This window comes from Streptomyces sp. NPDC059828 (genome assembly GCF_042731955.1).
GTDB lineage: Bacteria > Actinomycetota > Actinomycetes > Streptomycetales > Streptomycetaceae > Streptomyces.
Genome location: NZ_JBHWIW010000026.1, coordinates 36099 through 50094 on the forward strand (window position 1 = coordinate 36099; position 13996 = coordinate 50094).

The 13996-nt window shown below is 70.3% G+C and carries 8 protein-coding genes; 1 reads left to right on the forward strand and 7 read right to left on the reverse strand.

Annotation, left to right across the window (positions count from 1 at the left end; genetic code table 11):
• Positions 1-33 precede the first annotated feature (33 nt).
• Positions 34-621: a Uma2 family endonuclease gene (locus tag ACFV6V_RS17590; protein ID WP_385565568.1), complete on the reverse strand. Its 588-nt coding sequence runs from the start codon at positions 619-621 to the stop codon at positions 34-36.
• A 113-nt stretch (positions 622-734) separates the two neighbouring features.
• Entirely contained in the window at positions 735-2339 is a 1605-nt protein-coding gene (gene guaA / locus ACFV6V_RS17595; RefSeq protein ID WP_385565571.1) for a glutamine-hydrolyzing GMP synthase, read from the reverse strand.
• Positions 2340-2667: 328 nt separating this feature from the next.
• Between guaA and ACFV6V_RS17600 the strand changes: the two genes are divergently transcribed.
• Complete coding sequence (locus ACFV6V_RS17600; RefSeq protein WP_385565574.1) at positions 2668-2979, forward strand: chorismate mutase; 312 nt, start codon at positions 2668-2670, stop codon at positions 2977-2979.
• A gap of 299 nt (positions 2980-3278) precedes the next feature.
• Here ACFV6V_RS17600 and ACFV6V_RS17605 read toward each other — a convergent pair whose 3' ends face one another.
• The 5 genes from ACFV6V_RS17605 to ACFV6V_RS17625 all read right to left on the reverse strand — a co-directional run bounded on the left by ACFV6V_RS17605 (position 3279) and on the right by ACFV6V_RS17625 (position 13875).
• Positions 3279-5024 carry a peptidase gene (locus ACFV6V_RS17605; RefSeq protein ID WP_385565576.1) on the reverse strand — a complete coding sequence of 582 codons (1746 nt, stop codon included), beginning with the start codon at positions 5022-5024 and terminating at the stop codon, positions 3279-3281.
• Between the two features lie 382 nt (positions 5025-5406).
• Positions 5407-7257, reverse strand: a complete 1851-nt coding sequence (locus ACFV6V_RS17610) for a GMC oxidoreductase (RefSeq protein ID WP_385565579.1) — start codon at positions 7255-7257, stop codon at positions 5407-5409.
• 71 nt (positions 7258-7328) lie between these two features.
• Positions 7329-8957, reverse strand: a complete 1629-nt coding sequence (locus ACFV6V_RS17615) for a succinic semialdehyde dehydrogenase (RefSeq protein ID WP_385565581.1) — start codon at positions 8955-8957, stop codon at positions 7329-7331.
• Between the two features lie 357 nt (positions 8958-9314).
• Positions 9315-10961, reverse strand: a complete 1647-nt coding sequence (locus tag ACFV6V_RS17620) for a serine/threonine-protein kinase (RefSeq protein ID WP_385565584.1) — start codon at positions 10959-10961, stop codon at positions 9315-9317.
• A 220-nt stretch (positions 10962-11181) separates the two neighbouring features.
• On the reverse strand, positions 11182-13875 hold the full coding sequence (locus ACFV6V_RS17625; RefSeq protein ID WP_385565586.1) for a serine/threonine protein kinase: 2694 nt from the start codon (positions 13873-13875) through the stop codon (positions 11182-11184).
• Positions 13876-13996 lie beyond the last annotated feature (121 nt).

Consider the following 13996-nt stretch of genomic DNA (forward strand, 5'->3'; position numbering starts at 1 on the left):
CCAACTGGCCAGAGAGGCGACGCGCCTTGGGGATCAGAGCTTGTCGATCTCGGTCAGGTCGATGTCGATGTCGAACGGCACGGAGATCTTGAGGCGGTCCTGGAAGACACCGGTGGCCACATAGGCGCGCGACACCTTGTCGAGCTCGAAGGCGTGGACCACCGGGAGATCGTCGTCACCCGTCATCTCGACCCGCCAGAAGTAGGGGATACCGGCCCCGGCGTACTTGTGGGGCTTGGTGTCGCTGTCGCGGGCCTCGGAGTCGGGCGAGACCACCTCGACCGCCAGCAGCACGTCCCGCGCCTGGAAGTATGTCTGCGCCCGGCTGCGCGCCGCTGCCGCCCGGACGACCGACACATCAGGCTCCGGGCCGTTGCGCTTGTCGACCACCACGGTCATCTCTCGAACAACCTTGAGCTCGGGCGGCGCAGTGCTCCGCAGTCCGTTCACCAGCAGGTCGATCGCAAGGCTGTGGAAGTAGCGCTGCGGACGACTCACGAAGACCAGGCTCCCGTCGATCAGCTCGGTGTGCGGCGGGAGGTCGGGCAGGGTCAGCAGGTCGTCCACGGTGTAGCCGTCGCGCGGCGGCACCGGCCAGTGGTGCGAGATCTCTGCGCTCATGAGTGCTCCCATGGCCGTGATTCTGGTCCGTGCGGTCAGATTACCCACCGCGAACGCCGACGCCGCCGCTCAAACGAATGAGCGACGGCGCCGGCGTTGACAAGCGGGGAGGCCTACTCCCACTCGATGGTGCCCGGGGGCTTCGAGGTCACGTCGAGGACGACGCGGTTGACGTCGGCGACCTCGTTGGTGATCCGGGTGGAGATCTTCGCCAGCACCTCGTACGGCATCCGGGTCCAGTCCGCCGTCATGGCGTCCTCGGACGAGACCGGGCGCAGCACGATCGGGTGGCCGTAGGTGCGGCCGTCGCCCTGGACGCCGACCGAGCGGACGTCGGCGAGCAGGACCACAGGGCACTGCCAGATCTCGCGGTCGAGACCGGCCGCCGTGAGCTCCTCGCGGGCGATGGCGTCGGCCTCGCGCAGCAGGTCCAGGCGCTCCTTGGTGACCTCGCCGACGATACGGATACCGAGGCCGGGGCCCGGGAAGGGCTGCCGGTGGACGATTTCCTCCGGGAGGCCGAGCTCTTGGCCGACCATCCGGACCTCGTCCTTGAACAGCTTGCGCAGCGGCTCGATCAGCTCGAACTCGAGGTCCTCGGGGAGGCCGCCGACGTTGTGGTGCGACTTGATGTTCGCGGTTCCGGTGCCGCCACCGGACTCCACCACGTCGGGGTAGAGCGTGCCCTGCACCAGGAACTGCACGGGCTGCCCGCCGTGCGCGCCCGCCTCGGCGACGATCTCGGCCTGCGCCTGCTCGAAGACCCGGATGAACTCCCGGCCGATGATCTTGCGCTTCTGCTCGGGGTCGGACACCCCGGCGAGCGCGTTCAGGAAGCGCTCCTGTGCGTCGACGACCTTCAGGGAAACACCGGTCGCGGCGACGAAGTCCTTCTCGACCTGCTCGGTCTCACCCTGGCGCATCAGGCCGTGGTCGACGTACACACAGGTCAGCTGGGAGCCGATGGCCTTCTGCACGAGGGCGGCGGCGACGGCCGAGTCCACGCCACCGGACAGCCCGCAGATGGCGCGCTTGGTGCCGACCTGCTCGCGGATCGCGGCGACCTGCTCCTCGATGACGTTCCCGGTGGTCCAGGTGGGCTCGATGCCCGCGCCCCGGTAGAGGAAGTGCTCCAGGACCTGCTGGCCGTGCGTCGAGTGCATCACCTCGGGGTGGTACTGCACGCCGTACAGCTTCTTCTCGTCGTTCTCGAACGCGGCGACCGGGACGACGTCGGTCGACGCGGTGACCGCGAAGCCCTCGGGGGCGGCGGAGCAGGCGTCGCCGTGCGACATCCACACCGGCTGCTCGGCCGGGGTGCCCTCGAAGAGGGTGGAGCCGGGCTTGCTGACGTGCAGCGCGGTACGGCCGTACTCACGGGCGCCGGAGTTGTCGACGGTGCCGCCGAGGCTCTGCGCCATCAGCTGGAAGCCGTAGCACATGCCGAAGACGGGCACGCCCGCCTCGAAGAGCGCGCGGTCGAGCTTCGGGGCGCCCTCCTCGTACACGGATGAGGGGCCACCGGAGAGGATGATCGCGGCCGGCTTCTTCGCCAGCATCTCCGAGACCGGCATGGTGGACGGCACGATCTCGCTGTAGACCCGGGCCTCGCGGACTCGGCGGGCGATGAGCTGGGCGTACTGGGCGCCGAAGTCGACAACGAGGACGACGTCCGGGCTGTCGTTGTCTGGCGCGGCAGCGGTGGGCGCTGAGGACACTACGGCGGCCTTCCGGCGTGCAGGGAGGGGTTCTGTTTGTTGATTCTACCGGCGGCGCCGGACCGCTCTTCGTCTCACCATCCGAATCACCCGGCCGCCCGGCTGGCCCCGCACCGGGCCGGAAGGCATACTGAGCGCCATGCGCAAGCACCCGACCTTCGTCTTTACCTATGGCATCCGGCCCGCCGGCTGCCATGGTCGTGCTGCTTGAGCAACTGACAAGCGACTTCCCAGGCGCCCCGGGCCACAAGGCCCGGGGCGTTCTGTTTGTTCCGGGCAGTGTGCCTCCGGGTCGTCCCTGGGCATCCACAGCAAGGAGCCCTCCATCATGGCCCTCATCACCACCACCGCCGCAGCCACTGGCACCGTCCCCGAGACGGGAGCCCGCACCCCCGAGGCCGCCGCGCTCATCGGGGACGCGCGCGAGCGCATCGATGTCCTCGACGACCGGATCATCGGTCTGGTCCAGGAACGGATGGCCGTCTCGGCCGTCATCCAGGAGGCGCGGATCACCTCGGGCGGCCGCCGCGTGAACCTCTCCCGTGAGATGGAGGTGCTGAGCCGGTACCGGGACGCCCTGGGCAAGCCGGGTACCTCGCTGGCGATGACGCTGCTGGAGCTGTGCCGGGGACGCGTCTGACGAGGAGAGCGGGCCCGGCATCTGCGCCTCCCCGTTCGCCTCACCCGTACGGCGCGTGACCGGGCCCCACGGGCTTCGTTGGTCCGGGTGTCCGTGCCAGCCAGGGGCGGGCACCGAAGGAAAGAACCACGCGTGGCTCCGCTGGGGCGTGTGGCGCACCTCAGGTGTGTCGTGGGACCTCGCCCCGGCGTGCGTGACCGGTCGGCAGGGGACAGCAGCCCGGTCACCCCAAGAGCGGTCGGCTCCGGGGACGCCCGGGGCCGACCGCAGTCGGGTGACGGCTCACCGCCGCTTTGTGCCTATCGCTGAGCGGGGCGCCTGCGGGTCTTGACGTACAGCACCGTGCCGATGGCCAGCGCGGCGGCGGCGACACCGCCGGTCAGCATGGCGGTGGTGCCGGTCGAGGCGAGCCCGCCGCTACCGGAGCCCGAGCCGGACGTGGCACCCGAATCCGCTGAGCCACCGCTCGCGCCGCCCTCGGTACCGGAACCGCTGGAGGATCCGCCCGTCGAGCCACCGGTAGAACCGCCGGAACCGGACGTGGAACCCGAGCCGGAGGTGGAACCCGAGCCGGACGTGGAGCCCGAGTCGTCCTTGCCGTTCAGGACGATCTTGGCGGTGTTGTTGCGCATGCTGGGGTCGAAATGCAGCGCGGGCTCCCCCTCGAACCAGTTGCGCACGGTGACGGAGCCGGTGGCCTGCTTGACGACCTTCTCGATCTTCATCTCGAAGGGCAGGGCGAAGTCCTCGTTCTCCAGCACCATCGCGGGGACGTTGCAGAAGTAGCGGGGCGCGCCGAGCTGCTTCTCACGCCAGTCACCGGAGGTGGTGACGGCGCGGCAGCTCTTCGGCTTCCTGGTGACCGTGGCACCCTGCGGCACCTTCACGTCGACGGTGCCGATGTTCTCCCCGGAGCGGAGGTAGGCGACCCAGGCGGGACCGTTGTTGCGGAAGCCGATGGTCGCCTTGACCGTCTCACCGGCCGCGGCCTTCTCGACGCTGGTGCCGTAGGCGACGAAGTCCGCGGTGTTCTTGGCGCGGAACCCCTGCTCCTGCTGGTTGTCCCAGGGGTTCAGGTCGGCACCGCGCGGCGCCGCCGACTGCTTCTTCAGCGTGAGCGGTGCGCCGGTGCCCCTGGTGAACGCGGCGGTTCCGCGCTCCGCCCTGAGCGCGCTCGGGCTGTTCTCGGTGACGCGGTAGACGAAGTCCTCGTAGAAGGCGTGCTTGGCCGCCTTGAGAGTGAAGGGCTCGGTCAGTTCGTAGACCGCGCCGGGCTCGAACGGGCCGTCCAGCACGCAGACCGTCTTCGAGTAGGCCGCCCCGAAGAAGTCGTCGCCCTGCCGGGTGTACTCGCAGTTGGAGTAGCGCTCGGGGATCTCGATGCCGTGCGAGTGGATGAGCGTGACCAGGACGGCCGGGGCGGCGGAGGTGCCGGTGTTGGCGAAGGTGAGCCTGGCGGGCCGGGCCTCGCCCGGCTTGATCTCCTGCTTGAGGTTGAGCGGCTTCATGACCAGGTCCACACCGCCGACCTCGACCTTGGTCGAGTGGGAGGTGAAGGTCGCGCCCTCGGCCTTACCGGTGACCTTGATGGTCCCGGACGCGCCGACCTTGCTGCCCTTCGCCGGGGTGATCTCCAGCCGGGCGACATCGCTGAGCCCCGGCCAGATGCCGTAGTCGTGGCAGACCCCGAGCGTTCCGGTGATCTTGCACTCGGAGCTGCCGCCGCCCTCGGGGTCGAAGCGGACGTCCGCGACACCGGCGATGCCGCTCAGGTCGAAGGTGACGGTGTACTCGCCGTCGTAGAAACCCTTCTCCTCGTCCGTGGAGGGGTTGGTCACCTCGAAGTCGGCAACCGTCTTCTTCGGCTTGCCGGACGCGGGGTACGCGTGCAGGCCCACGTCGGAGGGACCGCTGAGGGTGAAGACCGGCTCCGGGTCGGCCGCGTGCGCGGGCACGGCGGCAAGACCGGTCACGGTCAGCAGTCCGGCGGCGGCCAGACCGGATGCGCCGCGGCGCAGTGCGGCCGGGGCGGAAAGGCGTCTCATCTACGACCTCATGCTCGGTGTGTGGGGTGCGTCAGCCGCTACTCATGTGTCAGCTGTGTCAGCGCCGTGTTCGACCTGCATGAGGTGTACATGGTTGTCCGTGTACAGATCACGGAACGAGTACAACCGCCGCCCCCCAAGGGCTGTGACACCCGTCACATAAATTTTCTGTGAGTGCGGAGACAACCCTTCACGCCGGTCACACGTCATGCATGCGGAACCAACGATTACGCCTCGCACGGGACCTCGGATTTTGCGGTGTACACGACACGTGTCACCGGTCCGTGGACGACCGGGCGGGCCCACAGCAAGAGAGGCGCTGCACTCGGAGGGGGGTGCAGCGCCTCTCTCTTGTCTCGATGTCCGGGCGTCGCCCGGTGGGTCACTTCTTCGGCGGGACCGCGGGGATCCCCAGGAACGGCAGGTTCAGCGCGCCGAAGGCATCCGCCGGAACGGCCGGGGACTTCGGCGCGACCGGTGTCAGGCGCTCGTACGCCGCGCCCTGCTCCGGGCGGATGTCCTCCTCGCCCTTGTTGGGCCAGAACGACATCGCCCGCTCGGCCTGGGCCGTGATCGTCAGGGACGGGTTCACGCCGAGGTTCGCGGACACGGCCGCGCCGTCGACGACCGAGATCCCCGGGTGGCCGAAGAGACGGTGGTACGGGTCGATCACCCCGGACTCGGCGGAGGCGCCGATCGGGCAGCCGCCCAGGAAGTGGGCGGTGATCGGGGCGCCCACGAGCTCACCGACGTTGGACCCGGCGAAGCCGTTGATCTCCTTGGCGATCAACGTGGCGGCCTCGGTGGCCGCGGCGATCTGCGTGGGGTTGGGCGCTCCGTGCCCCTGGCGGGCGGTGAGCAGGCCCTTGCCGAGACCCTTCGGCTTGCGGTAGGTGGTCAGCGAGTTGTCCAGGGACTGCATGACCAGCCCGATGATGGTGCGCTCGGACCAACGGCGGTTGGAGAGGGCGCGGACCGCCAGCACGGGGTGCCTGGTGATGCGCGCGGCCCAGCGTGCGACCCGGTGCTTGGCGCTGAAGGGCACTTGGAGGACGGTGACGAAGCCCATCGCGTTGGAGCCCTTGCCGTAGCGAACCGGCTCGATGTGGGTGTCGGCGTCCGGGTGGATCGACGAGGTGATCGCGACACCCCGGGTGAAGTCGACCTTCTTGGTCCCGTGCGCCTTGCGGTAGCGGCGGTTGTCGGTCTGGGCCCCGACGATCGCCTCCGAGTTGGTACGGGTCAACTCGCCGAGCCGCGCCGAGATACGCGGCAGCAGCCCGTTGTCCCTCATGCGGTGCAGCAGCGTCTGGGTGCCGTAGGTCCCCGCTGCGAGAACGACCCGCTGTGCCGTGAACGTACGCCCCTCGCCCTTGCGCTTCTTGTCGGTGGGCAGTGTCCTGACCGCCACGCCGCCACGCGCGTCCTCGGTGACCGCGACGACCGAGGTCATCGGGTGGATGACCGCGCCTGCCTTCTCGGCGAGGTAGAGGTAGTTCTCGTTGAGGGTGTTCTTGGCGCCGTGCCGGCAGCCGGTCATGCACTCGCCGCACTCGGTGCAGGCGCGGCGCGTGGGGCCCGCGCCGCCGAAGTACGGGTCCGGCACCTCCGCGCCCGGCTGGACCTTCGCCGTACCGCCGGCCCCGTCCTCGGCGGAGGCATCCTTGCCATCGCCGAAGAACACGCCCACCGGTGCCATGTGGAAGGTGTCGCCGACGCCCATGGCCTCGGCGGCCGCCTTCAGATGCACGTCGGACGGGGTCGTGGTGGGGTTGAGCCGCACGCCCAGCATGCGCTTGGCCTGGTCGTAGTACGGCTTCAGCTCCTCCTGCCAGTCCGTGATGTCCTTCCACTGCGGGTCGTTGAAGAAGGGCGCGGGCGGTACGTACAGCGTGTTGGCGTAGTTGAGGGAGCCGCCGCCGACTCCCGCGCCCGCCAGCACCATCACATTGCCCAGCAGATGGACCCGCTGGATGCCGAAGAGGCCGAGGGCCGGAGCCCACAGGTAGTTGCGCACGTCCCAGGAGTTCCTGGGCAGGGTCTCGCGGGTGAAGCGGCGACCCGCCTCCAGGACGCCGACGCGGTAGCCCTTCTCGCTGAGGCGCAGCGCCGAAACCGAGCCGCCGAATCCGGAGCCGATGACGATGACGTCGTAGTCGTACGCGGAGTCGGTGCCGCTCTCGTCGTTCTCGTCCTGGTTCCGGGGGGCTGAGGACTCAGGAAGATCGGACATGGCTCTCCTCGGTGCGGGTGCGGGGTGGTGCGGATCGGGCGGCTGGTGCGCGGGACGGAGGCGGTGGGGCGTCAGCGAAGACGCAGGGCCTTCATCGCCTTCAGCGACGTGGTCATCAGGGCCGCGTACTTCTCGTCGTCCAGGCCGAAGGACGGGGCGAGGGGCATCAGCCGCTGATGGGCGACGGTCTGGGCCTCCGTGTACTTGAGGATGCCCTCGGAACCGTGCCTGCGGCCGAGGCCGGAGTCCTTCATGCCGCCCATCGGGGCCCGCACACTGCCGTAGGCGGGTGCGTAGCCCTCGTTGATGTTGACGGTGCCGGTGCGCAGCCGGGCCGCGACCGCGTGACCGCGCCTGCCGTCCTTGGTCCAGACGCTGGCGTTCAGCCCGTAAGCGGTCGCGTTGGCCTGCTCGATGACCTGGTCCTCGTCCGTGAAGCGGTAGACCGAGACGACGGGCCCGAAGGTCTCCTCGGCACACACGGCCATCGGCGCCTCGACCCCGTCGAGGATGGTCGGCTCGTAGAAGTAGGGCCCGATGTCGGTGCGGTGGACGCCGCCCGCGACCAGGGTCGCGCCCTTGGACACGGCCTCCTCGACATGGCGCTTGACGTTCTCGAGCTGGCGCTTCCCGACGAGGGAGCCCATCTCGGCCCCGTAGGCGAGGGAGTGGCCGAGGCGCATCGCCTTGGTACGGGCCGCGAACCGCTCCAGGAAGGCATCGGCGATCGACTCGTGCACATACAGCCGCTCGATGGAGATGCAGAGCTGTCCGGCGGAGGAGAAGCAGGCGCGGATGGCGCCGGCCGCGGCCTTGTCGACATCGGCGTCATGCAGCACCAGCATCGCGTTCTTGCCGCCGAGTTCGAGGGACACACCGACGAGGCGGGCGGCGGCGCCCTGGGCGACTTCGCGTCCGGTGCGGGTGGAACCGGTGAAGGACACGTAGTCGGCGTGCTTGACGACCTCGGGGCCGACGACCGGACCCTCCCCGATGACCACCTGGAAGACACCGGCCGGGAGCCCCGCCTCGATCAGCAGGTCACGGGCCCACAGCGCGGTGAGCGCGGTCTCGGTGTCGGGCTTCATCACGACGGCGTTGCCCGAGACGAACGCGGGCAGCGCGTCGCCCACGGACAGTTCGAGCGGGTAGTTCCAGGGGGCGATCTGGCCGATCACTCCGCGTGGCTGGCGCAGCTCGGTGGTCCTGGTGAGCAGGGGCACGGCGCCGGTGTGCCGCTTCGGCTTCAGATACGAAGGCGCCATGCGGCCGTAGTGCCGGGCCGCGATGGCGACACCCAGCACCTCTTCATGGGCGTGCAGCCTGGTCTTGCCGGTCTCCAGCTGGATCAGGTCGAGCACCTCGGCCTGGCGCTCCAGCACCAGGTCGTGGAAGCGGAGCAGCACGGCGGCACGGGCCCGCGTGGAGGTCGCGGCCCAGGCGGGCTGGGCCTCGCGGGCACGGGCGAAGGCGTCCGCCACGTCATCGGGTGTGGACTCGGGCAGGTCGGCGAGCTTCTCCCCGGTGAAGGGGGTGTGGTTGGCGGTGCGGCCGGAGCCGACGACACCACGGGTGAGCTGGGCCACCACCTCGGGCGTGACCACATCGGCGGCGCTGCGCACCCCGGCAGGGGCGGGGGCGACCGGGTTGGTGCCGAGGGGGGCGCTGGAGTGGGGAGCGAGGGCCTGCGAGTCCGTCATGGGGGCGAGAGTATGACGCAATCACGCCGTTGGGTACCCGTCGGTAACAGCTTTTCGGGAGCTCCACATATCGTGCCAGTGATCGCTGGCAGATAAGCCCTGATCAGGGGCTTATGACCGCCACAGGGTCCCCCTGCGGCAATTCTCACGGCTCTTCCCCGGGTCTCGCTCCGGTCTCGCCGCGATCCCGCTCCCGTCTCGCTGCGATCCCGCCGCCGTCTCGCCGCCCTCGCTGCCGTCTCGCTCCGGCTCAGAGCCCGCTACGGACCGTGAAGTGCCGCCGGCGCACTCCACCCGCCCGCACTCACCGGGGACGGACGTCGGCCGCGAGGACTCCGCCCTCCTGGCGCACCCGGGTCAGCCGTCGGACGGTGGAGGCTGCCAGCTCTGGAGCACGATGTCGAACTGCTGTCTGATCTTGGCCCAGTTCCCGGCCGGACCCGACATGTAGACGGCGTACTCCGTGCCGTCATCCGCGTAGTAGACCTGGTCGATCGCACGGCGCCTGCCGGGGTGGTCCTTGGTCTCGGTCCAGGTGAACTCCCAGAGCGCCGAGTCCGTCTGGTCGCGGAAGGTGTTGGAGTGCAGGGTCAGCCGGTCGTACTCGGGCAGCCGCTTCTCCACGGTCTTCTCCACGTCGAGCATGTGCATGTACGGGTTCTCGAAGTCGGGCTTCGGATCGACGCTGATGCGGATGCGATGGCGGCCGTTGTCGGGCGTGTAGTCGATCTGATTGCCGTCCAGCTGCCGCGCCCAGCCGTCCGGTACGAGCAGACTGAAGCCCTCCGGGTCGGTGACCCGGGTGAAGCCCTTGGGGGTCTTCCCGGACGAAGTGCTTCCGGTGTTCCCGGCGTTGTCGCCACCGCCGCTCGCGGCGTCGGACGTGGTGGACGAGTCGGGCCCGTTGGCCTTGGTGCCTGTGCCGCCGCCCGCGTACTCGATGGCCACGTACGCCGCGCCACCGGCGACGGCCGCCACCACGGCCACGGCGAGCAGCGCCCTGCGCCAGCGACCGGGCCGCTTCGCGGGGCGCGCGGGCCGGTGACCGGATCCGGAGCCGGGCGATTGCGGCGGGACCGGGGGCTGACCGCCCGGGACTGTCAGATGCGCGGTCGCCGCCCTGGTGCCCTCCTCCCGGCGCACCGACTGCGTCGGCACATACGCCTGCGCCGCCTGGGGTCTGCGCCCCTCCATCGCCTCCAGCAGCATCCGTTCCAGCTCGGCGGCAGACGGGCGCTCCTCGGGCTCCTTGCGCAGCAGCGCCGTGATGACCGGACCCAGCGCGCCCGCCTTCCCGGACGGCTCCGGTTCCTCGGTCACCACGGCCTGCATCGTCGACAGCGGAGAAGTACGGCGGAACGGCGAGGTGCCTTCGACGGCGGTGTAGAGCGTGGCGCCGAGGGACCAGAGGTCGGACGCGGGCCCCGGATCGGCGCCCCGCACCCGCTCGGGGGCCAGATAGTCGATGGAGCCGACGATCTCACCGGTCCTGGTGATGGTGGAGTCGCCCTCGATGGCGGCGATACCGAAGTCCGTGAGCAGGGCCCGGCCGTCCGAAGCGAGCAGCACGTTTCCGGGCTTGACGTCTCGGTGCAGCACCCCGGCCGCATGCGCGGCACGCAGCGCGCCCAGCACGTGCAGACCTATCCTGGCCGCCTCGGCCACGGCCATCGGGCCCGACTCCTTGGCGGCGTCGGCGAGTGACGGCCCGTCGACGTACTGCATGACGATCCATGGACGCCCGTCGTACTCGAGGACATCGTGCACGGTGACCACACCCGGGTGGGAGATACGGGCGGCCGCCCGGGCCTCCTTCTGGGTGCGGGCGTGCAGCACGGCACGGTCGGCCTCGGAGACATAGAGCCCGGCCGTGAGCTCCTTCACGGCGACGGTTCTGTGCAGGAGTTCGTCCTGGGCGCGCCACACCTTGCCCATGCCGCCGCGACCGATGCTCTCCGTGAGCCGGTACCTCCCGGCCAGCAGCAGTCCCGCTCCTGTACTCATGCTCTCCACGCGACCCGTGCCCCCGCCCCGTTCCTTGAAATGACAGGTTACGAAGGGGAGGTACGTACAGGGAACACAGGGCGGCTCACTAACTCACACCGTTACTCGATGGTTGCGACGCGCGGTCACCTCCATCCGTGCACAGGACGGACGATGGCCCTCATTACGGTCAGGCGGGACGCGCCGACCCGACCGTCGATCACTTACCGTGACCGAAGCGTCAGCTGCTCGCCCGGTACGCCTTCGTCGCCTGCTGGTAGATCTCGGTGACCTTGTCGCGTTGCCCCTCGGGACCGATGGCCTGGATCACGTGATAGCGATCGCCCACGATCATCGCGAGGTTGCGGACGTAGACCTCACGTCCACTGCTGTCCTGCCAGGTGAACTGTCCCTCGGCCATGGCCTGTTTGCCGATGTCGATACGACGCAGCCCGGACGCCGATGACCAGGTGGATTCCCGGAACGGCTGCAACTCGCGCTCCGTGCCCCGCTGGTACGCCATCGGGTCGGAGCCGCTCGCCTGTACCGAGTCACGGCCGGGCACGACGATGAGCGTGAAGTCGCCGCCGGAGTAGCGGACCTGGCCGCTGTCGTTGATGGGCCGCCGCTGCCAGGTCTTGTCGACCGCGATCCGGAAGCCCTCCGGGTCGGTACGCAGGACATAGCCGTCGGCGAGGTCCACGGCCGAGGTGGAGGTCGCGGGCTGCTGGTCGGCCGGGGTACTTGAAGGCTGCTGGGTCCCGGACGGGCGGCTGCTGGGGCCGGGGAGCGCGCTACCGGCCGCGGACTGGTCGGACACCGCTCCCGCGGGCGAGGACGAGCGCGTCCGCTCCCCTGACTTGGGCATGAACAGCACGGCGTACACGACGGCCGACGCGAGTGCCAGCAGGATCAGCACCAGCAGCAGGCGACCGAGTGAACGCGGGCTGCGGCTGCCCGTGTGCGGTGTACGTGAGTTCCGGGACTCCCGCGAACCCCGCGGATCCCGGGACTGGCGGGGCTTCCTGTGGCGATGCCTGCCATGAGTGGAGTCGGGCAGCCCGGCACGGCGCCTGCGGACCAGCTCACCACGGCGGCGTACGACGGGCAGCCGCGTACCGTCCACGGACGGGAGCGGTATCACCGCGGTGCCCGCGTCGGGCTCGGGCGCGGATCTGATCAGCGAGCGCAGCCAGCCGCGGAGTTCCTCGACATCGGGGCGCTCGGTGGGGTCCTGACGCAGCAGCGACTCCACGACCGGGCGCAGGGGGCCGCACTCCTCGGCGAACGCGGGCGGCTCGGCGCAGACCATCTGCACCAGCTCAGCCGCGCTCTCCTCGGGATAGGGGGCATGGCCCTGTACGGCACGGAACAGCAGTGCGCCGAGTGCCCAGAAGTCGGTGGCGGGTCCGACCGGTGGGGCGAGTTGCCAGGTGCCGTGCACGGGGCCCGCCTGCTCGGGCGCCCACCGTTCGGTGACCGCGCCGACCACGGCGATCCGCGCCTGACGGGCCCGCTCGGCGGCGAGTGGAGTGGCGGGGCCCCGGTACTCGGGGGCAGCGGGACCCGCGGCGACCACCTCGTCCCAGCCTGCGGTGCCGGTGCCGGTCCTCGCACCCTTGTCGGCGCCCGTCCCTGACCTGTGGGCCTGGACGGGCAGGCGCTGGGCGTCGGCACGCAGCGCGTCGGTGCCGGAGGGGCCGCGGCCGTACGGGGACGACCCGCCGCCCGCGGCGATGGGCGCGGAGGCGTCCGCGCCACCGCGCGGGCCGTCGCGCCAGGTGCCGGCAAGCCGGGCACGGTGCGGGTCGCCCGGATAGCCCTCGAAGTCATCGTCGTCGGTGTCGTCATAGTCGGCGTCATCGGCCAGATCATGGAAACCGCCCGTGTCTGCCGGACGCGACCACCAGTTGGGAGCGGGTACGGGTGGGGGCACGGGCCCATCGGGTACGCCCGGGTGGTGCAGCCGCCCGATGCCATGGCCACTCTCGCCGTGGTCACCTGCTTCGTCGCCGGGCTCGTCGTGCCGTGCCCCCTCGCCGAGACGCCCCGCCGCTCGCGCACCGGCACGGTAGGCGGCGATGGTGCCGGAACGCTCGGCGGGCGTGGCGGATGTGTCAGCGGACTCCTCGCCGAAGCCGTAACCGTAGGCCGGAGGTGTGTACGGGGTCCCGGCGCCGGGCTGCCAGGGCAGGACCGGAACCGTGTGGGACGGCACGTGCCCGTCAGACGGGTCCGGATCCGACCCGGTCCATGCCTCCGATGGATCCGACGGCTCGTCCATGTCCGCTTCGATCACCTGATCGGCCGGGTCCGGGACCGGCGCATAGCCGCACAGGGCCTCTTCCGCCGCGCCCGCGGCAAGGCCCGTCAGGACGACCCTGCCGTCGTCGCAGACCAGGACCGTGCGGACGGTGATGTTGCGGTGGGTCCAGCCATGCACATGGAGGGCACGCAGCGCGGTGAGGACATCCGAGCCGATCTCCGCCGCACGATAGGGGCTCAGCGGCTTCTCGGCGAGCAGCGCCGCGAGCGGGCGGGCCGCGATCAGTTCGCTCACTATCCAGAGCGAACCGTCCTCCGCGAACACGTCGAAGACCTGGTCGAGCCGTGGATGGTCGGGGATCTGCGCCGCGGCCTGGGCCGCCTCGACGGCCCGCCGCACCGCTGGATCAGCCGGGCGTCGGCTCGCACCCGCGGCGGGACGGCGCGGCTGCCCTCCGTACCCGTGTCCGGCAGCACCCGCGGCACCGGTCGCACCCGCCGCGTCGAGCACTTCCGCGTCCACGACCTCCGGCAGCGGCACCTGCCGGACGACGACCTCCTGACCGCTGTAGGTGTCGAAGGCACGGGTCTCGACGAGTTCGTACTCGTCGGACGGCGGAAGCGGCAGGCGGTAGCGCTCGGCGAGCACCCGTCCCGCGTAGTCGTCCACGAACGCCTCCCCACCAGCGCACGGTCCCCCGGTCCCGAAGACGCTACGAAACCGTCAAATCCGTTCACCCGAACGGCTGCTTGCGACTTCGTACGGTCTTCGGTCTCTCACGATACGTGGC

What these genes read in the sequence shown, in the direction of transcription:
- ACFV6V_RS17590 (WP_385565568.1), bottom strand. Translation starts at nt 621, where the DNA reads ATGAGCGCAGAGATCTCGCACCACTGGCCGGTGCCGCCGCGCGACGGC.
- ACFV6V_RS17600 (WP_385565574.1), top strand. Translation starts at nt 2,668, where the DNA reads ATGGCCCTCATCACCACCACCGCCGCAGCCACTGGCACCGTCCCCGAG.
- ACFV6V_RS17605 (WP_385565576.1), bottom strand. Translation starts at nt 5,024, where the DNA reads ATGAGACGCCTTTCCGCCCCGGCCGCACTGCGCCGCGGCGCATCCGGT.
- ACFV6V_RS17610 (WP_385565579.1), bottom strand. Translation starts at nt 7,257, where the DNA reads ATGTCCGATCTTCCTGAGTCCTCAGCCCCCCGGAACCAGGACGAGAAC.
- ACFV6V_RS17615 (WP_385565581.1), bottom strand. Translation starts at nt 8,957, where the DNA reads ATGACGGACTCGCAGGCCCTCGCTCCCCACTCCAGCGCCCCCCTCGGC.
- ACFV6V_RS17620 (WP_385565584.1), bottom strand. Translation starts at nt 10,961, where the DNA reads ATGAGTACAGGAGCGGGACTGCTGCTGGCCGGGAGGTACCGGCTCACG.